23 protein-coding genes are annotated in these 24,472 nt (G+C 63.9%); 11 read left to right on the top strand and 12 right to left on the bottom strand.

Annotation, left to right across the window (positions count from 1 at the left end; translation table 11 throughout):
- Positions 1-32: 32 nt before the first annotated feature.
- The 9 genes from AC4BBN_RS02455 to add all read right to left on the bottom strand — a co-directional run bounded on the left by AC4BBN_RS02455 (position 33) and on the right by add (position 8,701).
- Positions 33-2,156 carry a putative bifunctional diguanylate cyclase/phosphodiesterase gene (locus AC4BBN_RS02455; protein ID WP_490590360.1) on the bottom strand — a complete coding sequence of 708 codons (2,124 nt, stop codon included), beginning with the start codon at positions 2,154-2,156 and terminating at the stop codon, positions 33-35.
- Between the two features lie 262 nt (positions 2,157-2,418).
- Positions 2,419-2,775: a hypothetical protein gene (locus tag AC4BBN_RS02450; RefSeq protein ID WP_490590359.1), complete on the bottom strand. Its 357-nt coding sequence runs from the start codon at positions 2,773-2,775 to the stop codon at positions 2,419-2,421.
- Positions 2,776-2,926: 151 nt separating this feature from the next.
- Positions 2,927-3,607: a type 1 glutamine amidotransferase domain-containing protein gene (locus tag AC4BBN_RS02445; RefSeq protein WP_490590358.1), complete on the bottom strand. Its 681-nt coding sequence runs from the start codon at positions 3,605-3,607 to the stop codon at positions 2,927-2,929.
- 25 nt (positions 3,608-3,632) lie between these two features.
- The gene (locus AC4BBN_RS02440; RefSeq protein WP_490590357.1) at positions 3,633-4,679 is read right to left on the bottom strand and encodes an NADP-dependent oxidoreductase; all 1,047 of its coding nucleotides are present in this window, start codon (positions 4,677-4,679) and stop codon (positions 3,633-3,635) included.
- A 26-nt stretch (positions 4,680-4,705) separates the two neighbouring features.
- The gene (locus AC4BBN_RS02435) at positions 4,706-5,866 is read right to left on the bottom strand and encodes an iron-containing alcohol dehydrogenase (RefSeq protein ID WP_490590356.1); all 1,161 of its coding nucleotides are present in this window, start codon (positions 5,864-5,866) and stop codon (positions 4,706-4,708) included.
- 86 nt (positions 5,867-5,952) lie between these two features.
- Positions 5,953-6,567 (bottom strand): TetR/AcrR family transcriptional regulator, encoded by a 615-nt coding sequence (locus AC4BBN_RS02430; RefSeq protein WP_490590355.1) that lies wholly within the window; start codon positions 6,565-6,567, stop codon positions 5,953-5,955.
- A gap of 150 nt (positions 6,568-6,717) precedes the next feature.
- Positions 6,718-7,185, bottom strand: coding sequence for a CopD family protein (locus AC4BBN_RS02425; protein ID WP_490590354.1), 468 nt, complete (start codon positions 7,183-7,185; stop codon positions 6,718-6,720).
- Positions 7,186-7,308: 123 nt separating this feature from the next.
- Positions 7,309-7,521 carry a putative motility protein gene (locus tag AC4BBN_RS02420; RefSeq protein WP_490590353.1) on the bottom strand — a complete coding sequence of 71 codons (213 nt, stop codon included), beginning with the start codon at positions 7,519-7,521 and terminating at the stop codon, positions 7,309-7,311.
- A 160-nt stretch (positions 7,522-7,681) separates the two neighbouring features.
- A complete protein-coding gene (gene add, locus AC4BBN_RS02415) occupies positions 7,682-8,701 on the bottom strand; it encodes an adenosine deaminase (RefSeq protein WP_490590352.1) in 1,020 nt (339 codons plus the stop codon).
- Between the two features lie 105 nt (positions 8,702-8,806).
- Here add and AC4BBN_RS02410 point away from each other — a divergent pair, with 105 nt between their 5' ends.
- Entirely contained in the window at positions 8,807-10,099 is a 1,293-nt protein-coding gene (locus tag AC4BBN_RS02410) for a sensor domain-containing diguanylate cyclase (RefSeq protein ID WP_490590351.1), read from the top strand.
- Positions 10,096-10,917 carry a Rossmann-like and DUF2520 domain-containing protein gene (locus AC4BBN_RS02405; RefSeq protein ID WP_490590350.1) on the top strand — a complete coding sequence of 274 codons (822 nt, stop codon included), beginning with the start codon at positions 10,096-10,098 and terminating at the stop codon, positions 10,915-10,917. Before AC4BBN_RS02410 ends, AC4BBN_RS02405 begins: the two co-directional genes overlap by 4 nt.
- On the opposite strand, the gene AC4BBN_RS02400 is transcribed toward AC4BBN_RS02405, so the two are convergent.
- Positions 10,914-11,156, bottom strand: coding sequence for a hypothetical protein (locus tag AC4BBN_RS02400; RefSeq protein WP_490590349.1), 243 nt, complete (start codon positions 11,154-11,156; stop codon positions 10,914-10,916). The genes AC4BBN_RS02405 and AC4BBN_RS02400 overlap by 4 nt on opposite strands.
- 156 nt (positions 11,157-11,312) lie before the next feature.
- Between AC4BBN_RS02400 and AC4BBN_RS02395 the strand changes: the two genes are divergently transcribed.
- Together AC4BBN_RS02395 and AC4BBN_RS02390 are read left to right on the top strand one after the other, a co-directional pair.
- Positions 11,313-11,927: a secretin GspD/PilQ domain-containing protein gene (locus AC4BBN_RS02395; RefSeq protein ID WP_490590348.1), complete on the top strand. Its 615-nt coding sequence runs from the start codon at positions 11,313-11,315 to the stop codon at positions 11,925-11,927.
- 4 nt (positions 11,928-11,931) lie between these two features.
- Complete coding sequence (locus AC4BBN_RS02390) at positions 11,932-12,489, top strand: YceI family protein (protein WP_490590347.1); 558 nt, start codon at positions 11,932-11,934, stop codon at positions 12,487-12,489.
- Positions 12,490-12,889: 400 nt separating this feature from the next.
- Here AC4BBN_RS02390 and AC4BBN_RS02385 read toward each other — a convergent pair whose 3' ends face one another.
- Positions 12,890-14,362 carry an aminotransferase-like domain-containing protein gene (locus tag AC4BBN_RS02385; RefSeq protein ID WP_490590346.1) on the bottom strand — a complete coding sequence of 491 codons (1,473 nt, stop codon included), beginning with the start codon at positions 14,360-14,362 and terminating at the stop codon, positions 12,890-12,892.
- 120 nt (positions 14,363-14,482) lie between these two features.
- Between AC4BBN_RS02385 and AC4BBN_RS02380 the strand changes: the two genes are divergently transcribed.
- The 7 genes from AC4BBN_RS02380 (at position 14,483) to AC4BBN_RS02350 (ending at position 23,067) form a co-directional block, all read left to right on the top strand.
- Complete coding sequence (locus AC4BBN_RS02380) at positions 14,483-15,262, top strand: arylamine N-acetyltransferase family protein (protein ID WP_490590345.1); 780 nt, start codon at positions 14,483-14,485, stop codon at positions 15,260-15,262.
- 188 nt (positions 15,263-15,450) lie between these two features.
- Positions 15,451-16,710 (top strand): urea ABC transporter substrate-binding protein, encoded by a 1,260-nt coding sequence (gene urtA, locus AC4BBN_RS02375; RefSeq protein WP_490590344.1) that lies wholly within the window; start codon positions 15,451-15,453, stop codon positions 16,708-16,710.
- Between the two features lie 99 nt (positions 16,711-16,809).
- Complete coding sequence (gene urtB, locus AC4BBN_RS02370) at positions 16,810-18,390, top strand: urea ABC transporter permease subunit UrtB (protein WP_490590343.1); 1,581 nt, start codon at positions 16,810-16,812, stop codon at positions 18,388-18,390.
- Between the two features lie 4 nt (positions 18,391-18,394).
- Positions 18,395-19,507, top strand: coding sequence for an urea ABC transporter permease subunit UrtC (gene urtC / locus AC4BBN_RS02365; protein WP_490590342.1), 1,113 nt, complete (start codon positions 18,395-18,397; stop codon positions 19,505-19,507).
- Positions 19,504-20,382 (top strand): urea ABC transporter ATP-binding protein UrtD, encoded by an 879-nt coding sequence (urtD, locus tag AC4BBN_RS02360; protein WP_490590341.1) that lies wholly within the window; start codon positions 19,504-19,506, stop codon positions 20,380-20,382. Before urtC ends, urtD begins: the two co-directional genes overlap by 4 nt.
- Positions 20,383-20,922: 540 nt before the next feature.
- Entirely contained in the window at positions 20,923-21,615 is a 693-nt protein-coding gene (urtE, locus tag AC4BBN_RS02355) for an urea ABC transporter ATP-binding subunit UrtE (protein ID WP_490590340.1), read from the top strand.
- A gap of 102 nt (positions 21,616-21,717) precedes the next feature.
- Positions 21,718-23,067: an HDOD domain-containing protein gene (locus AC4BBN_RS02350; RefSeq protein ID WP_490590339.1), complete on the top strand. Its 1,350-nt coding sequence runs from the start codon at positions 21,718-21,720 to the stop codon at positions 23,065-23,067.
- Positions 23,068-23,148: 81 nt separating this feature from the next.
- On the opposite strand, the gene fahA is transcribed toward AC4BBN_RS02350, so the two are convergent.
- Positions 23,149-24,435 (bottom strand): fumarylacetoacetase, encoded by a 1,287-nt coding sequence (gene fahA, locus AC4BBN_RS02345; protein WP_490590338.1) that lies wholly within the window; start codon positions 24,433-24,435, stop codon positions 23,149-23,151.
- Positions 24,436-24,472 lie beyond the last annotated feature (37 nt).

Here is a 24,472-nt window from a genome sequence, read left to right as displayed (position 1 = left end):
TCAGGCGCAGGTAGAACCTGCGCCAGTAGCTATTAATTGTGTAGCGTTTTGCGCACCCAGGCCTCGAAGTCCGCCAGCGGCAGCGGGCGGCTGAACAGATAGCCCTGGTAGGCGTGGCAGCCGTGGCGGGCCAGGAAGTCGCGCTGGGCTTCGGTTTCCACCCCTTCGGCGATGACGTCCACGCCCAGGCTGTGCGCCAGGTTGACCACCATGCAGGCGATGGCCGCGTCGTTCGGGTCGGTCAGCAGGTCTTTGACGAAGCTTTGGTCGATCTTGATCTGTTCCAGCGGCAGCAGCTTGAGGTGGGACAGCGACGAATACCCGGTGCCAAAGTCGTCCAGCGAGAAGCCCACGCCCACGCTTTTCAGCGCATGCATCTTGGCGCCCACCTCGGTGATGGAGGCCACCAGCAGGCTCTCGGTCAGCTCCAGCTTCAGGCGCTGTGGATTGGCGCCGGTGTGGCGCAGCACGCTGAGCACCTGCTCCACAAAATCGGGCTGGCGGAACTGCCGAGGGCTGACATTGACCGACAGCGTCAGCATGGCCAGCTCTGGAATGGCAGCCCACTGCGCCAGCTGCGCGCAAGCCGCGTGCAGCACCCACAGGCCCAGCGGCAGTATCAGGCCGGACTCCTCCGCCAGCGGGATGAATTCGGCCGGCGACACCATGCCGCGCTGCGGGTGCAGCCAGCGGACCAGGGCCTCGGCACCCGTCACCTGCAGCGAACCCAGCATCTGCGGCTGGTAGTACAGCTGGAATTCGCCCTGCGCCAAGGCCTCGCGCAAGCCCATCTCCAGCGCCGAGCGGGCGTGCACCACGGCCTGCATTTGCGGGTCGAAGAAGCACAGGGTGTTGCGGCCTGCCGCCTTGGCCTGGTACATGGCCATGTCGGCGCGCTTGAGGGGCTCCTCCAGCCCCTCGGCCTGGGGGCCGAACAGGGTGATGCCCAGGCTGGGCGTGACGTGGTAGCGGGTGCTGCCCAGCAGGTAGGCCTGGTTGAGGGTGGCCAGGATTTTCTCGCCAGCCGCCTGCGCCTGCTCGGTGGCCAGGGGCGGCAGCGGGTCCAGGTCGGCCAGCATGACCACGAATTCGTCGCCACCCAGACGGGCCACGGTGTCGCTGTCGCGCACACTGGCGAGCAGGCGCTGGGCCACCTGCTGCAGCAGTTGGTCGCCCATTTCGTGGCCGTAGCTGTCGTTCAGGGTCTTGAAGTTGTCCAGGTCGATGAACAGCAGGGCGCCGTGGCGGGCGTGGCGCAGGCAGGCAGCCATGGCCTTGTCCAGGCGGTCCAGCAGCAGGCGCCGGTTGGGCAGGCTGGTCAGCTGGTCCGAGAAAGCCAGGTGTTTGGCCTGGGCTTCGGCGTCTTTGCGGTCGGTGATGTCGATGGAGATGCCGCCCACCGCGTCTACCTGGCCTTGGCGGTTTTGCAGCGGAAATTTGATGGTGTAGTAGCAACGCCTGCCGTTCGGCGTCTCGGCCCAGCCCTCGCTGATCCGCTGCTGGCCGCTGTCCAGCACCTGCTGGTTTTCCAGCGCGTATTGCTGCGCCAGGGTGACGGGAAAGACCTCATCCATGCGCCGGCCTACGGCGTCGGCGCGCGGGGTGGCTGTGTCGTATTCCCATTGCCGGTTGACCAGGTGCAGGCGTTGGTCGTGGCCGGTGACGAAGATAGACACCGGCGCAAAGTCCAGCAGATTGCCCATGAAGACCTGCGTCTCCTGCAGCTGCAGCTCGGTGCGCCGGCGCGCCGTGATGTCGCGCCAGTAGACGATGACGACCTGCTGCTCGGCAGCGGTGAGCGGGCTGGACGCATACCGCTCCAGGATGCGGCCGTCGTGCAGCTCGAATTCTTGCGGTTGGCCGGGTATGCCCCAGCACGCATGCGGTTCGCAAGCCTCTGTTGCCGCTGAGCGGACCAGCTGCCTGCACTGCTGTAGCAAGTCTGCCGGGTTGCACCGCTGCAGCACATCCGGCGGGATGCACCAGATCTTTATGAAGTGGGCGTTGAACGCCAGCAGTTCGCCCTGTGTGGTGATGGCCGCCGCGCCGTCCGGAGATGCATCCAGCAAGGTTCGCAGCAGGGCCAGCCCGGCGTGCGGCGCATTCGGCAATGGCGCGGTACCGCTGGCCAGGGCGGCAGTGAGTAGGTCATCCAAGGGGTGCATAGGCCGTAGGCGTTGGAAGGCCAGGGCTGAAGTGCTGGCCGACGGGGGCGGAGGAAGGACCCATACGCCAGCAATCTACCTGCAACTGCCAGGCTTGGCCAGGGGCGCGTGCGCTTGCGATGTTGCGGATGCGTCGCAGCTGCCTTCTGGATATAAGAGAAATAGGCCACCAGCGCAGGTAGAGCGTACGCATGGTGCTATTAAATAAGTAGCGTTTTGGATGCGGCCGTGAACGCTACTGGGCTGCCGCGCGCTAGCGTGTGCTGCCGGGCTTGGACGGCAGGTTGAGGTTGATCTGCGTGAGCCTGACGCGGACCTTTTCAGCCGAGACAGCACCTTCTACTTCCCGCAGGTTGACGAATAGATCGCCCTTGCTGATAAGCACATGGCCGACGGTGTAGGGCTTGTCTTGAAAGCGGACCTCGGTGCCCGGCTTGAGCAAGGGCATCCACAGCGTGGGTGGGTCCAGAAACGGGGCCTTGACGGCTACCGGTGCCGGTGCTGGCATGGCGGTCGGCGCGGCCGTGGGCGCAGTGACCTGGAGAGGCGTGGCTGGGGATGCTGGCGTCGAAGCGGGGCTGTCAAACAGTTCGTCAAAATCGTCGCTCAACTGCAGATCTCCCTTGTCGATGGCTTAAGGTTTATACGCTGTGTCGGACCGGCGCTGGGTAGAAAGGTTCATACCCGTTCTACCCGCTTTGGGCCCGCCGTTCGTAACTCATTGTATCGACGCCATGCAAGGCTACACGGTTGGGTGCAGGCTATGCCAGGTGCTTCAGCAGGGTTTCGGCTACGGGCTCGGACGAGGCCGGGTTCTGGCCGGTAATCAGCAGGCCGTCGGCCACCACGTAGGGCTGCCAGTCGGCCACTTTGGAGTAGCTGCCGCCATTGGCTTGCAGCATGTCTTCCACCAGAAACGGCACAACGTCGGTCAGGCCCACGGCGGCTTCTTCGGTGTTGGTAAAGCCGGTGACGGCCTTGCCCGCGACCACCGATGTGCCGTCGGCATTCTTGGGGTGGCGCAGCACGCCGGGCGCATGGCACACCGTTGCCACCGGCTTGCCGGCGGCCAGCATGGCCTCGATCAAGGCGATGGATTTGGCGTCTTCGGCCAGGTCCCACAATGGGCCGTGGCCACCGGGGTAGAACACCGCGTCAAAGTCGGCGGCCGATACGCTGGCCAGCGTGCGCGTGCTGGCCAGCACGGCCTGGGCGGCGGCATCGGCCTTGAAGCGTTCGGTGGCCGGGGTTTGCGCGCTGGGGTCGTCGCTCTTGGGGTCGAGTGGGGGCTGGCCGCCCAGGGGCGAGGCTACGGTGATGTCCACACCCGCGTCCTTGAAGACGTAGTAGGGCGCGGCGAATTCTTCCAGCCAGAAGCCGGTCTTGTGGCCGGTGTTGCCGAGTTGGTCGTGCGAGGTCAGTACCATCAGAATTTTGGTCATCTTGTTTCCTTGTGTTCGTGTTGAGTTAGTCGTTGGCCACGCGAATGACCAGCTTGCCGAAGTTCTTGCCTTCCAGCAGGCCCATGAAGGCATTGGGGGCGTTTTCCAGGCCGTCCACGACGTGCTCCTTGAACTTGACTTTGCCGGCGGCCAGCCAAGGGCCCATGTCTTTGGCGAACTCGGGGTAGCGGTGGCCGTAGTCGTCAAAGATGATGAAGCCTTGCATGCGGATGCGCTTGGTCAGCAAGTCACGCACCAGGCGGCTGCTGCGGTCCGGGCCGCTGGGCAGTTCGGTGGCGTTGTACTGGGCGATCAGGCCGCATACCGGCACGCGGGCCTTGTTGTTCAGCAGCGGCAACACTGCGTCAAACACCTTGCCACCCACGTTCTCGAAGTACACGTCGATGCCCTGTGGGCAGGCTGCAGCCAGCTGGGCGGCCAGGTCGGGGCTGTGGTGGTCTATGCAGGCGTCAAAGCCCAGTTCTTCCACGGCCCAGCGGCACTTTTCTGCGCCGCCGGCAATGCCGACAACGCGGCAGCCCTTGAGCTTGGCGATCTGGCCCACGGTGGCGCCCACTGGGCCGGTAGCGGCGGCTACCACCACGGTTTCGCCGGCCTGGGGCTGGCCAATGTCCAGCAGGCCCATATAGGCGGTAAAGCCGGGCATGCCCAGGATGCCCAGGGCGTAGGAGGGGGGCGCCAGTGTGGGGTCCAGCTTGGTCAGGCCCGTGCCGTCAGACACGGCGTAGTCCTGCCAGCCGGTATAGGCCAGCACCCAGTCGCCCTCGGCAAAGCCGGGGTGCTGGCTGGTCTGCACGCGGCAGACGGTGGCGCCGACCATGGTGGCACCCACGGCTACCGGTGCGGCATAGCTGGGCGCGTCGCTCATGCGGCCGCGCATATACGGGTCCAGCGACAGGTAGACCGTGCGCAGCAGCACCTGGCCTGGGCCAGCCACGGGCACGGGGCCGCTGGCCAGGTGGAAGTTGGTCGCAGTGGGGGCGCCGTGCGGGCGCGAGGCCAGCTGGATTTGGCGGTTGACGGTGCTGCTTTGGGTGGTGGTTTGGCTCATGTGTTGGGGTCTTTCGCCGGATCGGTTTAAAGGGCTGCTTCCAGGATACGCCGGCTGATGGCGGGCGTGATGTCACCGTGTTCGCTGAGCTGGGTCATGCCGTGGTCCTGCAGTTGCTGCACCACGGTGTCGATGGCGTCCGCGCCCAGGCCGTAGGCGCTCAGGCGGGTGGCAATGCCCATGCGCTCAAAGAAGCCGCGGGTCTGGGCGATGGCGGCGGTGATGCGTTCATCGTCCGTGCCGGTGCGTATGCCCCAAACGCGTTCGCCGTACTGCAGCAGCTTGTCGCGCTTTTGCACGCGGCGCTCTTCCAGCATGGCGGGCAGCACGATGGCCAGGGTGCGGGCATGGTCGATGTTGTGCAGCGCGGTCAACTCGTGGCCCACCATGTGGGTAGCCCAGTCTTGCGGCACGCCGGAGCCTATGAGCCCGTTGAGTGCCAGGGTGGCGGCCCACATCAGGCTGGCGCGGTCGTCGTAGACCGGGGTGGGGGCTGCCAGCAGGCGCGGGCCTATCTCCACCAGGGTCTGCAGCAGGCCTTCGGCAAAGCGGTCTTGCACCGGTGCGTTGACCGGGTAGGTCAGGTACTGCTCTACGGTGTGGACGAAGGCATCGACCACGCCGTTGGCCAGCTGCTGGGGCGGCAGGGTGTAGGTCTTGGTCGGGTCCAGCACCGAAAACAGCGGGAACACCTTGGTGCTGCGGAAGGGCAGCTTGGCGCCGATGTCGCGCCGGGTGATGACGCCGCCGTTGTTCATCTCTGAGCCGGTGGCGGGCAGGGTCAGCACGGCGCCAAAGGGCAGGGCCTGGCCGATGTTGCGGCCGCGCTGCAGCAGGATGTCCCAGGCATCGCCCTCGAATAGGGCCGCTGCGGCGATGAACTTGGTGGCGTCGATCACCGAGCCGCCGCCCACAGCCAGCAGGAAGTCGAAGCCTTCGGCCCGGATGCGGGCCACGGCCTGCAGCGCGGTGTCATAGCTGGGGTTGGGCTCGATGCCGGCAAACGTGCTGTGCTGGCGCGCGCCCAGGGCCTGGCGCACCTCGGCCAGGGTGCCGGTTTTTTCGGCGCTGGCACCGCCGACCAGGATCAGCACCTTGGCGCTGGCGGGCACCAGCTTGGCGATATCGGCGATGCGGTCCTTGCCAAAGACGATGTGGGTGGGGTTGTGGAAGTCAAAGTTCAGCATGGGGGCTCCTTGTGTGTAGAACGTATGGTTATAAATAGACCGGTCGGCTAGTTTGGCCGGCGAAAAAATTGATGGGCATGCCTGGTTCAGGTGGTGCGTGTGCCCAGCAGCAGTTCGGTGCTGCGGGTGGCTTGGTCAAACGCGCTGCCGTCGCGGCGCAGCTTGGACAAGAGGCTGGCGCCCAGCCACAGTGCGTACAGGGTTTCGGCGGTGCTGGGCGCGTCCAGGCTGGCGGGCACGGAGCCATCGAGCCGGGCTTCTTCCAGGCACTGGGCCAGGCGTTGTTGCACGCCGTCGGTGCCTTCGCGCAGGGTTTGGCGCATGGGTTCAGAGATGTCGGCCACCTCGGCGCTGAGCTTGACGATCAGGCACTTGGGGCTGGACGCAGGCTCTGCGCTGTCGCCGATGCCGCATTGCGACATGTTCCAGTGCGACCAGTAGCGCATCAGCCGGGCACGTGCCGGCGTGCCGTCTGGCTGCAGCAGCGCGTCTAACTGTTGCAAATAGCGCTCGATGTAGCGCGCCAGCAGCACTTCGCCAAAGCGTTCCTTGGAGCTGAAGTAATGGTAGAACGAGCCCTTGGGTACGCCTGCGCTGGCCAGTATCTCGGCCAGGCCCACACCCACGAAGCCCTTGCTGGAGATCAGGCGTTCTCCGCAGTCGAGGATCTGGTTACGTGTGGGGGAGGCGTCGGCAAGCATGGATTGGATTATGGGCTAAGTAGACCAGTCGTCTAGTTCGGGCGTATGAAAAACCCGCCAGTGCGGCGGGTTTTAGCTTGAAGCCAGGTTTGCTATGAAATCAGTAGCTTCTTGCGCAGTAACTACCTGCGCTGGAGGCCTATTCCGTGGCTAGTGGATGAGCTTCACTGCAGCAATTGCCAGCCAGCCCAGCACAAAGTTCAGCACCACCATGTTGTGGATTTGGCCGGCGGCGCGCGCGGCGGTGGGCCATTCGGCGGCAGCTACGGCGCGCTTGAACTTGGCAAAGCCGGCAAAGTAGATGTGGCCAAACACCAGCACCATCAGCAGGCCCAGGCCGGCCATCACGCTCCAGCCCAGGGGCAGGCTTGCACCGGCGGCGCGCGCGGCCTTCATGCTGCTGCCGTACATATGGCCGCCGGTAGCCAGCAGCAGCACGATGGCGCCCAGCACCAGGCGGAAGAAGCGCTGCATCACCTGCACCATCAGCCGGGCGCGGGGCTGGGCCTCCATGGCGACCAGTGCGGCGGGGCGCAGGGCGAACAGCATGAAGGTCATGCCACCCATCCAGACGATGGCGGCCACTAAATGGAGAAAGGTAAAGGCTTCAAACAGCATGGCGGTGTTTCGTGGGGGAAAGCTGGATTGTGACGGCTTCTGGCCCACACCCACGGCATGCTTCTAAATCCATAGCTGCCAGCGCAGGCTTTATCTGCGCTGGGGCCAAATTCCCTTAAAAATTCAGGCGTAGGTATTGACCTGTGTGCCCAGGCTGCCCGAGGTGGCCAGGGCGGGTGCTGGGGCGGGCTGGGGCAGGGCGTCTAACAGGGTTTGCGCGTTGCTTTCCTGCTGGTCCAGGGCCTTTTTCAGCACGCGGATGTTCAGGCTGTCAGACGCGGGGGCCTGGGCGGCGGCAGTGGCCGACTGCACGGCCGTGGTGTTGGCAATTCCCATGGTGCGGGTCTCCTGGTGGGGTGTGAAACGCGGTTCTTGGTTATCGGCGGTTTGCGCGCAGTCTGGAGTCGGGCTTTCCCGCTTCTAAGCAAAACGGCCTGCAGCGCATGTATTACCTGCGCAGCCAGCTATGGAATACATAGCGGCTACCACATAGCAACTACCAAGTGGCCAGCGCCTGCAACAGCTGCTGGCGCGTGGCGGTCGGGGCAAAACTGGCTTCGATAGAGGTGCGGGCCATGGCGCGCAGATCGGCGTCTGTCCAGCCAAACGCGGCCTGGCAGCGCTGGTATTCACCCACCAGGCTGGCGCCCAGCAGCGAGGGGTCGTCGGTGTTCAGCGACACGCGCACGCCGGCACGGTACAGCCGGTCCACCGGATGCTCGGCCAGCGAAGGGTAAACGCCCAGCACCAGATTCGAGCTGGGACAGATGCCCAGCGGTATCTGCCGCTCTACCAGCAGGGCGACCACCGAGGGGTCTTCGATGGCGCGCACGCCGTGGTCGATGCGGTCTGCGCCCAGCAGCAAGATGGCGTCGCGCACGCCCTCGGGCCCGCTGGATTCACCGGCGTGCACGGTGCGCTTCAGTCCGGCGGCCCCGGCGCGCTGGAAGGCATCGGCAAAGCGTGGGCCGGTGCGGCCGGCTGCGGCTTCGTTGCCGTCTATGGACAGGGCCACCACGCGCGGGTGGCGCAGCGCGACCAGTTGGTCCACCAGCTGCACCGCCGCGTCGGCCGACTGGGTGCGCAGCAGGCTGATGCACAGGTTCACCGGCGGCAGGCCTTCCTGCTCTGCCGCACTCAGCCCGGCGTCTATGGCGTCCAGCATGGCGGGCAGCCGGCCGTGCCAGGCCTTCCAGTGGCTGGGGTTGACGATCAGGTCGGCGTAGCCCGCACCGTTGTCGGCCAGGCGCTGGCTGTAGGCATAGGCCAGCTGGGCCAGGCGTTCGGGCGTGTTGGCCAGCCCGCAGGCCCAGTCCAGAAAGTGCAGAAAGTCGGCCAGGCCCTGGAAGGCAAACAGCTGGTCCACCGGGCGGGGCAGCGCCACACCTGCCTGCTGCGCCCAACTTGCCAGCAAGCCGGGCTCGAAACAGCCCTCCAGGTGGGCATGTACTTCGGCCTTGGGCAAGGCTCGCAGGCGGTCTTGGGTGGTGCTGGTGGGGGCAGGGGGCGTATGCATACGGCATCTTAGAAGGTGTTCCGCTTGGAAAACCGCTTTGGATGCGGCGCTGTGGGCGCGGAGCAGTCCCCTAAAATGAAAAGATACAAAAAGTAGGGAGTGCGCATGGAAGCCTCTTATGAAGAGTTGATAGCGCAGGTCTTCAAATTGCAAACCACCTTGGACCATGTGGGCGCCTTTGTGTATGCCAAGGATTTGCAGGGCCGTTACACCTACGCCAACAGCATGGTGTGCAAGCAATTTCGCTGCAGTCTGGAAGACGTAGTGGGTGCGGCGGATGACAAGTTTTTTGATCTCGCGGTGTACAACCACTTTCTGGCGAATGACCGCCATGTGCTCACCACCGGCGAAAAGGTGGAGGTAGAAGAGGTCAGCCTCACCAAGGGCGACCCGGGGCCTACGATCTGCTGGTCCGTCAAGCTGCCGCTGCGCGCACCCGGTGGCGAGATCGTTGGCTTGTGCGGCATATCTACCGACATCACCGAGCGTAGGCATCTGGAAACCACGCTGATGGCCCAGAAGACCCTGCTGGGTACGGTGCTGAACAACCTCGAAGCCCTGGTCTACATGAAGGACCGGCAGCGCCGCTACCTGTACGCCAACGCCAACGCCGCCGAGCTGTTCGGCCAGACGCAGGAGAGCATCGTGGGGCAGACGGACGCGCAGATGATTCCCGCCGAGGAAGCGGAGCGCTTGGGCGTGATGGACCAGCAGGTATTTGACAGTGGGCAAAAATCCACTGGCGAAGAAACCCTGGTGGACGCCGACGGCGTGACGCGCCACTACTGGTCCATCAAGGTGCCCATCACCAACCACGGCGTGGTGGACGCCTATGTGGGCATCTCCACCGACATCACCGAGGTGGTGCAGCTGAAGAACCAGTTTCGCCTGCTGGCCAACACTGACGCACTCACCGGCATCCTGAGCCGGCGGCATCTGTTGGAGCGAGCCGAGCAGGAGCTCAAGCGCGTGCGCCGCGCGCAGACGCAAATCGCTGTGATCGCATTCGATATTGACAATTTCAAGCTGGTCAACGACGGCTTTGGCCACTCGGTGGGCGACCGTGCCATCGTCACGGTGGTGCAAGCCTGCCAGCACAATCTGCGCGAGACCGATCTGTTCGGCCGCATCGGTGGCGATGAATTCGTGGTGGTGGCGGTGGATTCCGATCTGGCCGGTGCCCTGGCCCTGGCCGAGCGCATGCGCCAGGGCGTGGAGCAGGCACTATGCCTGTCCAACGACGGCAAGCCGGTGCCCCTGAGCTCCAGTTTTGGCGTGGTGATGTCCGAGCCCGATGCCACCCTGGACGATCTGCTGACCCAGGCCGACGGCATGCTGTACTGCGCCAAACGTGCCGGCCGTAACTGTGTCTGGCATCTGCCGGGCGACCCGCCATGAGAACCCTGAACCTGGTGGGCGCGGGCCGCGTGGGCCAAACCCTGGCACGTTTGTGGCAGCAGCAGGGCAGCTTTGTCGTGCAGGACGTGCTGACCACCTCCCTGGCGCGCGCCGAGCTCGCCTGTGCCTCCATCGGCGCGGGCCGTGCGGTGGACAGCCCGCAGGCCTTGCGCCCCGCAGATGTGTGGATGCTGGCCGTGCCCGATGCGCAGATTGCCGCCGCAGCCCAGGCGCTGGCGGCGGCCCTGCCTGCCGATGCCGCGCCTACGCTGGCCTTTCACTGCAGCGGGGCCCTGGGCCATGGCCTGCTCGCACCGCTGGCTGAGCGGGGCTGGCAGACGGCCAGTGCGCATTGCATTCTGAGTTTTGCCTCGGTAGACGCGGCCGTGGCCCAGTTTGCCGGCACCGCCTGCGCGCTGGAGGGCGACCTGGCGGCCTGTGAGATTTTGCGCGTCGCCTTTACGGCGATTGGAGCCCAATGCTTTGGCGTGGCCACGGAACACAAGCTGCTGTACCACGCGGCGGCGGTGTTTGCCACCAACTTCTTGCCGGTGCTACAGAGCGTGGCCGAAGACGCCTGGCGCAGCAGCGGCGTGCCGGCCGAGCTGATCCCGGGGTTGCGCCACATGCTGCTGCACAACGCCGTGGCCAATATCACCACGCTGGGCCCAGCTGCTGCGTTGACCGGGCCGGCCGCGCGCGGCGACACCGCAGCGATTGCCCGGCAGGCCCAGGCGGTGACAGCCTGGGACGCCCAGGCCGGCGCGGCCTGTGAGGCGTTGAGTGCGCTGGCTTTGCGGATTGCCGGTAAAACCTAGATCTGGGTGAGCCCCAGTACAGCCATCAGCCGGTTGGCACAGGCACGCAAGGGTGCGCAGGGCGAGTGCAGCGCGAATTCCAGGCAGCCGCTGGCGTAGGCGGGGTCGTGCATCAGCCGTTCGGGGTCTACATCACGGCCCTGGCCTGCCATCAGCCATTTGAAGTCCACCTCTAGCAGCAGGCCGCTGGGCGATGCCCCCGCCGTGCCGCTGTCCAATGTCATCGTGTCCGTGTACATAAAAGCTCCGCCAAAAATGAGGCTGGCTGTCCATTTCAATATAGGCAAGGCCATGCAGAACAAGGGCTGGAATAAAGCCCTGGATAGGCCGTATATAGGGCCGTATTTACAAAACGCATCAGGCGCACAAAGCGGCTACGTGAAACAATATTGGCAATGGCAAAAAATGCACGCAAACCCTTGTTTCTGGCCACTGCCGGTCTGTGGCTGGCCCTGCCTGCGCTGGCACAGCTGCCGCAGCGCAACCTCACGGTAGAGTTGCGCCAGATCGACGAGGCCGCTGCCTACACCGTCAGCACCCAGGCCACCAGCGCCCCGTTGGTGGCACAGCAGGTACAGGTGCGTAATGGCGAAAAGGCCACGCTGCACATGGGCCAGACCGTGCCGATCCGCTTTGTGCAGTCGGTGGCCGGGGGCAGCAGCAGCCAGTCGGGCAGCAACGGCACGGGTAGCAGCAGCGGCGGTGGTGTCAGCTACGGCATGGTCTGGATGCAGGCTGGTCAAAGCATGGCGGTGCAGCCGCGCTGGCCCGGTGGCAAGCAGCCGGTGGTGGTGCAGATCGACGTGCAGGCCGCTGGCGTGGAGGCACCCACGGCCAATGCCGAGCTGCCCAGCCAGTCGCGCAGCCAGATGGCCAACACGGTCAGCGCAGCGCTGGGCCAGTGGGTCACGGTAGCCGCTACCGGTGCGCAGGCCCAGGCCAATACCTACAGCAGCGAAGCCGTGGCGCAGACGCGCCGTCTGGTGCAGATTCGCGTGCTGGCGCCCTGACGCCATGCTGGGGCTGCGCTTGAGTTGTGCCGTGCTGGCGCTGGTGGCGGGGTTGGTCCATGCCGAGCCGGTGGTCTATGTGATCGACCCTGCGCGCACCGTGACCCAATATGAACTTGGCAGCATCCAGAGCGGCCGGTTCGAGCAGCACACGGGCAGCATCCAGCTGGACCTGCAAGCCAAAACCGGCTTGGCCGACGTGCATATCGCCGCTGCGTCGGTGCGTTCGGGCGTGGCTTTTATCGACAGCATTTTGCAAAGCGCGGAGCTGTTCAACGCCAGCCAGTACCCGACCATCCATTTCATGGGCGACCAGTTTGCCTTCAACGGCGACACACTGACCGAGGTGGGCGGCAGCCTGACTCTGCTGGGCAAGACCCTGCCTGTAGTGCTGCACGTCACCCATTTCGCCTGCACCGTGCCGCCCGCGCCCGAGGTGTGCAGCGGTGGTTTTGAAACCACCATAGACCGTACCGACTACGGTATGGACATGGGTGTCAGCTGGGGCTTGCCCAAGGCTGTGCACCTGCTGGTACAGGTGGAGGCGGTGCGCCTGCCTTAAGGCGACGCTGAATAAGTCCCCGCGAGGCTGCGCGCCCTGGCTCGGGATGGGATGCAAGGCGCAAACCGCAGACATAGCTTTGTCTATGGCGAGGATTTGCAACGCCGCAGACCGCCCGAGGCCAGGGATGCGCAGACCGCAAGGGACTTGTTCAGCGTCGCCCTAGCGCTGGTCGGTCGGTGATGTCGATGATCTTCATCTCGCAGACATCGGCCGTCTTGGTTGTGCTGCTCAGCGGCGCGTCGGCGGTGTCAGCCAGGCATTAGAGGTGCCGGCTCTGCGGCGTGGGGCACCGGAAGAAGCCGAAGTGCCGGTGCGTGGCGGCCAGCTCGTCGTGCTGGGCCATGCAGCAATCATGCCCGTCTGTGGCCTGCCAACATACCCAGATTCAGTCTGCGGTTCAAGGCCCCACACCAGCGTTTGGCGCAGGCTGGCTTTGCTGCGCCTTGGCCAGCAGGCCCAGCGTCTTGATGCCTTGCTCCAGTTCGCGGTCCCAAGGGCGGGCGATGTTCAGGCGCAGATGGTTGGCAAACTTGCCCGACGCCGAGAACAAGGCACCCGGTGTGAAGGTGATGCCGCGTTGCGCCGCAGCGTGGAGCAGCGCCATGGTGTCCAGCGCGTCAGGCAAAGCGATCCACAGCCACCAGCCGCCAGCCGGGCCCCCGGCACGCGTGCCCAGCGGGAAGTGCTGCAGGACCGCCTGCGTGGCAGGCCCCACCGTGGCCGCCAGCCGTTCGCGCAGCTTGCGCAGGTGCGAGGGCAAGGCCCCGGACGCGATGAATTCCGCTAGCACCGCTTGCTCGAAAAGCAGCGTGGTCAAAGAGTTGCTGAGCTTCAGCGACTCCAGCAGCCGCTGGTGGCGGCCGCCCACCACCCAGCCCAGGCGCATGGCGGGCGCCATGCTTTTGCTGGCCGAGCCGCAGTAGATCACCCGTCCTGTGCGGTCCCAGGCCTTGACCGGGCGTGGGCGCTCGGCGGCTGGGGCCAGGTCCCCAAAGGCATCGTCTTCGATCAGCACGCTGTTGTGCTTCTCCACGATGCCGAGCAAGCGCCGCTTGGCCGCGTCTGGCATGCAGGACCCCAGCGGGTTCTGGAAGCTGGGCATCACTACCACGGCGCGCACGCTGCCGTGCTGTTCAAGGGCGTATTCCAGCGCTTCCAGGCTGATGCCCTGGCTGGCGGTGCAGGGCACTTCCAGCACCTTCAGGCCCAGGTGCTCCAACATCTGGACAATGCCGAAGTACACCGGCGACTCCACCGCCACGGTGTCCCCTGGTCGGGTGACCGCACGCAGTGCGATCTGCAGCGCCTCGGTGGCGCCGTTGGTCACCAGCAGGTCGTGAGGGCCCAGTTCGATGCCGCAGCGCGTCAAATGGCCGACCAAGGCGGTTTTCAAGGCCGGCAGTCCGGTGCCTGTGGCATAGGCGCCGAATGCCAATACGTCGCGGCGCAGTACGCGCTGGCCTATGCGCGTCATGGCATCGCAGGGGTACCACGGTGGGGCGGCCAGTGCCAGGTGCAGCGGCAACGTCAACGGCTGGGAAGTCAGCGCATACAGCTGCGTCATCCGGTGTTGCAGGGATGCCAGCTGCTCGTACTGCACAGCCTGTGCGGGTGGAGGGGCCATAGCCGAGCTGGCGGGGGCGCGTGCCTGCTGCGCTTTCCAGTCGGCCACGTACATGCCCGACTTGGCGCGGATTTCCACATAGCCTTCGCTCTCCAAATGGCGGTAGCAGCGCACCACGGTGGACGCGCTGACACCTTGGGATTCGGCATACTGCCGCACCGACGGCAGCTTGGCGCCCACCTGGTAGCGCTGGCGGCGGATGTCGAGCTTCAAGAGCTTGGAAAGCTGGATGTAACTGTGCTGCATAACAGATATGGTTTGTCGTTATCTGTATAGCACATGTGTCTTAATTTCTGGTGCCGTTGGCCGGTGGATACGCAGCATCATCGGTACTTGCCCCCAGCTAACCCATCACAGGACTTTTCTATGCAAGCCGAGAATTTCAACCTGCAGCGCTACTTTCAGCGGATCGGATACACAGGCAATGCCAAGGCCGATGCCGCCACGCTCGCCGAAATCATGCGTTGCCAGCTGTTTACCGTGCCTTTCGAGAATTTGGACGTGCAGGCCGGCAAGGTCGTTTCCCTGGTGCCGGAGCACATCGTTGAAAAGATCATCGACCGCCAGCGCGGCGGCTACTGCTACGAGGTCAACGGCATCTTTGCGATGGCCTTGCGTGCGCTGGGCATACCGTTCCGGTTGATCGCGGCACGGCCCATGTTCTACCCGGTGCGGCGCCCCAAGACGCACATGGCCATCATTGCCACGGTGGACGGGGAAGACTGGTTGTGCGACCTGGGCTTTGGCAGCTATGGCATCCGGGCGCCTATGCGGCTGGCACTGCTAGACGTGGAGGTGCCGCAGGACGCAGACCGCTTCAAGCTGAGCCGTGCCGAGAGCGGCGACTACCTGCTGCAGGCCTATGCGGGAGGACAGTGGCAAAACCAGTACGGCTTCGATCTGTCGCCGCAGGAGTGGATCGACTTTGAACCCGCCAACTACATGAACTCGACGCACCCGGGTGCCATCTTTGTGCAGAAAGTGGTGGTGGTTTTGCACAACCCGCATGGGCGCGACATCCTGGTCGGCAGCCAGCTGAAGACGGTCACGCACGGAAAGCTTGAAGAGCGTGCGCTGGATGCAGAAGAGCTAGGCACCATCCTGGGTAGCAAGTTTGGTCTGCCTGCGCTTGCGCCGCGTGCGTAGAACCTAGGCGCCTTGTTGCTGTGCATGGGCGGCCTTGGGCTTAGCCACCAATGCCCGCCTGTACGCCACCCGGCGTATTTCCGTATCTACGGGTACTCCCTAAAGTTCACCCATCGCCGCACAAAGCCTGTGTCCAACACATGCCGGGCGCGGCGAACCGGGTTCATTTACTTAACGGAGAAGCACACATGCAACGTCGATTCACTCTCAAGGCGCTGACCGCCGCGGTCGCCCTGTCCTCCCTGTCCGTCATTCCCGCGCATGCGGCCGACACCATCAAGGTCGGCGTGCTGCACAGCCTGTCGGGCACTATGGCCATTTCGGAAACCGTGTTGAAAGACACCGTGCTGATGGCGATTGACGAAATCAACGCCAAGGGCGGCGTGCTGGGCAAGAAGTTGGAGCCCGTAGTGGTGGACCCCGCCTCCAACTGGCCCCTGTTCGCTGAAAAGACCAAGCAGCTGCTGGGTCAGGACAAGGTCGCCGTGATCTTCGGCTGCTGGACTTCTGTGTCGCGCAAGTCGGTGCTGCCTGTCGTGGAAGAAATGAACGGCCTGCTGTTCTACCCCGTGCAGTACGAAGGTGAAGAGCTGTCCAAGAACGTGTTCTACACCGGTGCTGCGCCTAACCAGCAAGCCATCCCTGCGGTGGACTACCTGATGAGCAAGGCCGGCGGCGGCGCCAAGCGCTGGGTGCTGCTGGGTACCGACTATGTGTACCCCCGCACCACCAACAAAATCCTGCGCGCCTACCTGAAGAGCAAGGGCGTGGACGACAAGGACATCGACGAGAAGTACACCCCGTTTGGTCACAGCGATTACCAAACCATCGTGGCCGACATCAAGAAGTTCTCTGAAGGCGGCAAGACTGCTGTGGTGTCCACCATCAACGGTGACTCCAACGTGCCTTTCTACAAGGAACTGGGTAACGCCGGCCTGAAGGCCAAGGACGTGCCAGTCGTCGCCTTCTCCGTGGGTGAAGAAGAGCTGCGCGGTGTGGACACCAAGCCGCTGGTCGGCCACCTGGCTGCCTGGAACTACTTCATGTCCATCAAGAGCCCGGCCAACACCGAGTTCATCAAGAAGTGGTCTGCCTACGCCAAGGCCAAGAACCTGCCCGGCGCCGACAAGCCTCTGACCAACGACCCGATGGAAGCGACCTACATCGGTATCAATATGTGGAAGCAAGCGGTTGAGAAGGCCAAGTCCACCGATACCGACAAGGTCATCGCCGCCATGGCCGGCCAGAAGTTCAACGCACCGTCCGGCATCGTGTCGGAAATGGACGCCACCAACCACCACCTGCACAAGTCGGTGTTCATCGGTGAAGTCAAGGCCGACGGCCAGTTCAACGTGGTGTGGAAGACGCCTGGCCCTGTGAAGGCCAAGCCATGGAGCCCTTACATAGAAGGTAACGCCGGCAAGCCCGACGCCCCTGTGAAAAAGTAAGCCTCTGCTGTCCATTCCCTCTCTGTCGCGGAGAGGGCTAGGGTGGGGGCGACGCCGGTGGCGCGCCCCCATCTCCTTTTTATTTTTGAAAGCTGGGACATGTTCCGCCCCATCCTTCCCATTTTTACTGCTGCTCTGCTTTTGATAGCTGGTCACGCTTATGCAATAAGCGCTGGCGAGGTAAAAGCGATGGCAACCGGCGAAGCCGAGACGCGCATCGAGGCGCTCAATAAAGCTGTCATCAACGCCGACGAAAAGACCGTCGCCTTCATCCAGGCGCTGTCGGACGACCAGATCAAGATCCAGGGCGACAAAGTCTTTTGGGTCCAGAGCGACAAGACCGTGGACCCTGCCAGCGGCGCCGCTGTGGCCCTGCCGGAAGACGCCGAAGACGTCATCAACAACAACCAAATGCGGGGCGAGCTGGACAACGCGCTGGCCGCCCTGAAGCTGTTTTCCAAAGACGACAAGGTGCGTGCCGCCTCCGTCAAAACCCTGCTGGCCGAGCCCGACGAGAGCAAGCTGGCGCTGGTGGAAAAAGCTTTTGCTACTGAGGCCAATGCCACCATCAAGGAGCAGCTGGGTCTGCTGCGTGGCGCCTTGCTGCTGAACAGCACCGACAAGGCGCACCGTCTGGACGCCATCAAAACCCTGGCCGACAGCAGCAACCCAGCCACCAAGACGGTGCTGCTGGCCCGCATGAAGGAAGAGGCAGAGCCCGACGTGAAAGTGGCCCTGTCCGCCGCGCTGGCCAAGGTGGACGCGGCACTGGCCTGGGGAAATAAGCTGGGTGCGATTTTCAGCGGCATCAGCCTGGGTTCTATCCTGTTGCTGGTGGCCCTGGGCCTGGCCATCACCTACGGGCTGATGGGCGTGATCAACATGGCCCACGGCGAGCTGATGATGATCGGCGCCTACGCCACTTACATGGTGCAAACCGTGTTCATCAAGTACCTGCCCGGTGCCTTTGATTGGTACCTGCTGGCCGCCGTGCCGGTGTCTTTTCTGGCATCGGCCCTGGTGGGCGCAGCGCTGGAACGCAGCGTGCTGCGCTTTCTGTACGGCCGTCCGCTGGAGACCTTGCTGGCCACCTGGGGTATCAGCCTGATGCTGCAGCAGCTGGTGCGCAGCATCTTCGGCGCGCAAAACGTGGGCGTGGAAAACCCGGTATGGATGAGCGGCGGTGTGCAGGTGCTGGCGAATCTGTCGCTGCCCTATAACCGCCTGGTCATCATCGCCTTTGCCATCGCCGTGCTGTTGGGTGTGGGCTGGCTGATTGGCAAAACCCGCCTCGGCCTGTTCGTGCGCGGCGTGACGCAAAACCGCCCGATTGCCTCCTGCATGGGCGTGAATACGGCCCGCATCGACACCTACGCATTCGCACTCGGCTCCGGCATCGCGGGGCTGGCCGGTTGCGCGCTGAGCCAGGTGGGCAACGTCGGCCCCGACCTGGGCCAGGGCTATATCGTCGACGCCTTCATGGTGGTGGTGCTGGGCGGCGTGGGCCAACTGGCCGGCACCGTGTACGCGGCCCTGGGCCTGGGCATCTTGAACAAGCTGTTGGAGGGCTTGACCGGCGCCGTGCTGGCCAAGATCGCGGTGCTGGTGCTGATCATTATCTTCATCCAGAAGCGTCCCCAAGGTATTTTTGCGATGAAGGGCCGCTCTGCGGAGGCGTGAGATTATGAGCACTACCTCGAAAGTAATTTTGCCTGTCAAAGGCCCGCTGCTGACCCGTTCCGGCTGGAGCAGCTTCTTCGTCGCGCTGATCCTGGTCTGCGCAGTGGCACCAGTGCTGAACCTGTTGACCCCGGCCGACAGCATCTGGCACTTGAGCGACTACGCCATTGCGCTGGTCGGCAAGATCATGTGCTACGCCATTGCAGCGCTGGCCATGGATTTGATCTGGGGCTATACCGGCATCTTGAGCCTGGGCCACGGCCTGTTCTTCGCGCTCGGCGGCTATGCCATGGGCATGTATTTGATGCGCCAGATCGGCCGCGACGGCAACTACAAAAGCGATCTGCCCGACTTCATGGTGTTCCTGGACTGGAAGGCTTTGCCCTGGCACTGGAGCTTAAGCGGCAGCTTCGGCGCCACGCTGTTCCTGGTCGTGCTGGCCCCGGCGCTGGTGGCGGGCATCTTCGGCTTCTTCGCCTTCCGCTCGCGCATCAAAGGCGTGTACTTCTCCATCATCACGCAGGCGATGACCTTTGCCACCATGCTGCTGTTCTTTCGCAATGAAACCGGCTTTGGCGGCAATAACGGCTTTACCGACTTCAAGCGCATTTTGGGTATCCCCATGGCGACGACTTCCATGCGCATGACCTTGTTTGTGCTCACGGGCTTGACCTTGCTCGGCTTCTTCCTGTTCGCCAAATGGTTGGTCGGCAGCAAGTACGGCCGGGTGTTGCAGGCGATACGCGACGCGGAAACGCGTGTCATGTTCTCCGGCTATTCGCCGCTGGGCTACAAGCTGAGCATCTGGGTGATTTCTGCCGTGATGTGCGGCGTAGCCGGGGCTTTGTATGTGACGCAAGTCGGCATCATCAACCCGAGCGAAATGAGCCCGGCGAACTCGATCGAGATCGCTGTGTGGGCCGCAGTGGGTGGCCGTGCCACGCTGATCGGCCCCATCCTCGGCGCCTTTATCGTCAACGGTGCCAAGAGCTGGTTGACCGTGGCCTACCCCGAGTTCTGGTTGTACTTTTTGGGTGCCTTGTTTATTGCGGTGACATTGTTTCTGCCCGATGGCGTGGTGGGTTTGGTGAAGAAGTTGAAGGGAGCCAAGGCATGACGCCCGACTTGATGGAAGAAGGCACAGAGCGCCTGGAGAAGAAAGAGCGCGCTAAGCAGCAGACGGGCCAGACCGAATCCGGTGGCCGCGAAGCCGGCTTCTCGCGCATCCACACCCCGGGCGAGGTGGACATTGCCCATGGGCGCATCCTGTACCTGGAAGACGTGCACGTGAGCTTTGACGGCTTCAAGGCCATCAACGGACTGAGTCTGGATATCGCGCCCGGCGAGCTGCGCTGCATCATCGGCCCCAACGGCGCCGGCAAGACCACGATGATGGACATCATCACCGGCAAGACGCGGCCGAACAGCGGCAAGGTGTTCTTCGGCAGCACTATCGACCTGCTGCGCCACAACGAGCCCGAGATCGCCCAGCTGGGTATAGGCCGCAAGTTTCAGAAGCCTACGGTGTTCGAAAAGCTCAGCGTTTTCGAGAATCTGGAGCTGGCGCTGAAGATGAACAAGAGCGTCAAGTCGTCCATGTTGCACAAGCTGGATTCGGCGCAGAGCGACAAGCTGGCCGAGATGCTGACCACCATCCACCTGGCCGACAGCGTGACGCGCCAGGCCGGCAACCTCAGCCACGGGCAAAAGCAGTGGCTGGAGATCGGCATGCTGCTGATGCAAGACCCCAAGCTGCTGCTGCTGGACGAGCCGGTAGCCGGCATGACCGACGAGGAAACTGCCCGCACCGCCGAGCTGTTCCTGACGCTGAAGGGCAAGCATTCGCTGATGGTGGTGGAGCACGACATGGGCTTCATCAAGACCATCTCGGAGATCGTCACCGTGTTGTGCGATGGCTCGGTGCTGGCGCAGGGGACCTTGGATCAGGTGCAGGCCGATGAGCGCGTGATTGAGGTTTATCTTGGCCGATAGAGCTGCGCTTCTAGCCAATGGGGGTCAGATCCCAATTGCGCGCCGTGTGCATGCGGATCGAGCGTGCTGTGTCTCGCATTTGGGCTCAGACCCCGATTGGCGGGTTGACGTTAACTTGCATCCCCGGCCGGGATGTGCGCCCGGCGGCGCAGTAACTTTTATAGAAACCCGCGAGCGGGTTTTCTTTTGCGCAAAAGGCGTGCTTTGCACGCGGAGTTCGCTCACTTTGCGCAGCAAAGTTACGCGAACACCAAAAGTCACCAAAAGAAAGGCGCCCCCACTACCTGCGTCCCAGTGCTATCGCACTGGGAAACCTGCGGTGCTCGCCTCAGGCGGGGTCTGGCTAAACTCGCTGCGCTCAAACAACGCCAGCCCTTATCCGCCTGAAGCTGCGCTCCTCGGCGCATCTAGAGGGGGACCCCGGGGATCGGGATCGGTGGCGCTGTGCGCCACATCGCGCCTAGGGCGCGAGCCCAGCATGCCAGTTGACGACCTCCATCGTCCAGACAAGGCTTACGTCAAAAGCGGAAAGTGACCACCATGCTCAACGTCAAAAACATCAACCAATACTACGGCGGCTCGCACATCCTGCGCGACGTCAGTTTGCAATGCACCAAAGGCAAGGTCACCGTGCTACTGGGCCGTAACGGGGTGGGCAAGACCACCTTGCTGAAGTCGCTGATGGGCCTGGTGCCCATTAAGACCGGCAGCATCGAGCTGGACGGCAAGGCCATCCAGGGCTACACGCCTTATGAGCGGGCCCGCGCAGGTGTCGGCTTTGTGCCGCAAGGCCGCGAAATATTTGCCCGCCTGACGGTGGAAGAAAACCTGCGCATGGGCCTGGCCTACAAAAGCGCCAGCACGCCGATTCCGCCCGAGCTGTTCACCTTGTTCCCGGTGCTCAAGCAGATGCTCCACCGCCGTGGCGGCGACCTGTCTGGCGGGCAGCAGCAACAGCTGGCCATTGCCCGCGCGTTGGCCGCAGGCCCCAAGCTGCTGATACTGGACGAGCCCACCGAGGGCATACAGCCGTCGATCATCAAGGACATTGGCCGCGTGATCCGTATGCTGGCCGACCGGGGCGATATGGCCATTCTGCTGGTCGAGCAGTACTACGACTTCGCTCAAGAGCTGGCCGACGACTACCTGGTGATGGAGCGCGGCGAGTTCATCGCCCGTGGCCTGGGCAAGGACATGGAAGCCAACGGGGTGCGTAATCTGGTGGCGATTTGATGTCCGCTGTATCCGGGTGATCCGATAAAAGGCCCACAAAGGTCTGAAATCTTTAGAGGAAGGCCTTAGAGTCAGGTACCACGTATTTTTGCCGTACCCGCCATGACTTCCTTTTTTAAACGCCTGATTCCCAAGTTTGGTCAGAACGCTCCCGAACCTGCCGCTCCGCCGCAGTCCGCCCCAGCGTCGGTCGCGGTGACCAAGCCGCCCGTGTCGCCACGTCCGGTGTCGGCAGTGGCCCGCCGGCCTCTGGTTTCTGCCAACGGCGATGTGGCCGGTTTTGAATTCCGTGTCGACGCTGCTGTGCAGCGTAGCCTGGGCGCCAGTGGCGATGTTGCTGCACAAACCGCCCAGGTGGCGGTAGTGCTGGTGTCGGCGCGGCTGGTGGCCATGCAGGGCCGCATCGGTTTTGCCCGGCTGCCGGCGGCATGGCTGGCACAGGCCGTGGTACCCAAGGATGATGCCGGTTTGGTGGTCGGCGTGGAGGCCGATACGGCGCAGCCGCTGGCACCTGAGGCGCAGCAGGCCTTGCGTGACACGGTGGCGGCTTTCCGCTCGGCCGGGGCTCGCCTGGCCTGGAGCAGTAGTCTGGATATGGGCGTGGCCCCGGACTTCTGGCTGTTGCGGCCCGGCGAAGCCGGTGTGGACGCCTTGCTGGAGCAGCTGAAAACCCAAACCAGCACGGCACCCAAGATACCAGCCATCGTCACCGACCTGGACCAGGTCGAGCACATGGAAATGGTGCTGCAGGACGGCGCGCAGTTTGCCAGCGGTGCCATGCGCACTGCGGTACCCGTAGCCAAGCCCAAGGCGGCAGTCCTGGCACCAGAAGTGGGGCGTTTGTCCCAGCTGCTGAGCCAGCTCTCTGCCGGAGCCGATACGTCGGTGATCGTGGCGGCCATCAAGGGTGATGTGAGCCTGACCTATCGCCTGCTGCAGCGCATGAACAGCGCCAGCTTTGCGCATTTGGGTGGTATCGCCAGCGTGGACCAGGCGGTGCAGATGCTGGGCCGCAACGAACTGCACCGCTGGCTGTCGTTGATGCTGATGAAGTTTGCCGGTAGCCGCAAGATGGCCTCGGCCTTGCAAGAAGTTGCACTGTGCCGTTCCCGGCTGGTGGAGCTGCTGGCCATCGAACGCGGCGAGGCCGAGCCGGGCCGCTTTTTCACCCTGGGGCTGGCGTCCATGCTGGGCCTGATTTTGAAGATCGCCCCTGAGGAAGTGGTGGCCACACTCAGCCTGCCACCTGAGGCCGAGCAGGCCCTGCTGGGCCAGACAGGGCCGTGGCACGTTTATCTGCATACCGCCGCGCAGGTGGAGAACCAGACTGTCAGTGATGCCAGTGTGGTGGCCGACGGCTTCAGCAGTTTGGATCGGGTGCTGGAACTCTCCAGCCAAGCCTGGGCCTGGGCAGATGCCAATGCGGTGAAAGACGGCCCTAGGCCGGCTTGAACCACGGGACTGGGTTGCTATTTATTTAGTAGCTGCTGGTGCATATACTAATTGCGCCAGAGCTACTTTTTATCTGTAACCCTATGACGCAGCCTGCACCGTGCCTACGCAGGGGCCAAAGCCTATGCGGGCCTGGCCGGCGCGTTCGCACCAGCCGCGAAGGGCCACCCGGTCGCCGTCTTCCAGGTAGCGGCGCTGTACGCCACCGGGCAGCGCCAGCGGCACCTGGCCGCCACGCGTCAGCTCCAGTAAACAGCCTTCTTCACCCGGCTCGGGGCCGGACTGGGTGCCAGTGCCCAGCAGGTCGCCGGTTTGCAGATTACAGCCATTGCTGCTGTGGTGGGCCAGCATGTGCGCCACCGACCAGTAGGCGTGGCGGTAACTGGTGCGCGACAGGCGTGTGGCCTGGGTCTGGCCCGCAGGTGTCAGCCAGGTCTCCAGCTGGATGTCTATGCCCTGCACTCGGGGCGAATGCAGATAGGGCAGGGCTGGCGGGTCGTTCGCGGCGCGCGGCAGGGCTGAGCGGTAGGGCGCCAGCGCCTCCAGCGTGACGATCCAGGGTGACACAGTGGTCAGAAAGTTCTTGGCCATGAAGGGGCCTAGCGGCATGGATTCCCAGGCCTGCACGTCGCGAGCCGACCAGTCGTTCAACAGGCATAGGCCGAACACATGCAGCTCTGCATCGTCCAGTGCGATGGCGCTGCCGCGCAGGTTGCCGGGGCCGACGTAGATGCCCAGCTCCAGCTCGTAGTCCAGCTTGGCGATGGGGCCGAAGCGGGGCGTGGCGGCGTCGGGTGCGTGGGTCTGGCCCTGCGGCCGGGGCACGCCGGTGCCGCTGATGGCCACCGAGGATGCGCGCCCGTGGTAGCCGATGGGCAGCCATTTGAAGTTAGGCGGCAACGCGTTGTCGGGCTGGAAGGCGCGGCCCGCATTCAGCGCGTGGTACTGCGAAGTGAGGAAGTCGGTGTAGTCGCCGATCTGCGCCGGCACCGCATATTCCGCATCTGCCTGGGCCACCAGGCAGGTTTGCAGCTGTGCGGCCTCGGGCGCGCCCTCGCGCAGCAGTCGCGACAGGGCCATCCGCAGCGCGGACCACGCACTGGGGCCGAGTGCCATCAGGCCATTCAGCGCGCTGGCTCTGGCCGCCTCGGCCGCCTGGGCGGCCAGTCCGCTGAACACATCCTGCGCATAGGCTGCAGCCAGGTCGAGGATGGCGTCGCCAATGGCCACACCGCCGCGCCAGGCCTCCTGGCAGCCGCTGCGGCGGAACACGCAGTAGGGCAGGTTTTGCAGCGGAAAATCGCTGCCCGGTTGCTGGGCTGAGGCGACCCAGCTGCGCAGGCTGGGATCATGGGTTTCGTTGAGCATTGATTGCCTTTCATAAACAAATTACGTGCTGTGAGCT

Source organism: Rhodoferax sp. SPJ21 (assembly GCF_058216335.1).
This window is presented reverse-complemented; position numbering and strand designations above follow the sequence as displayed.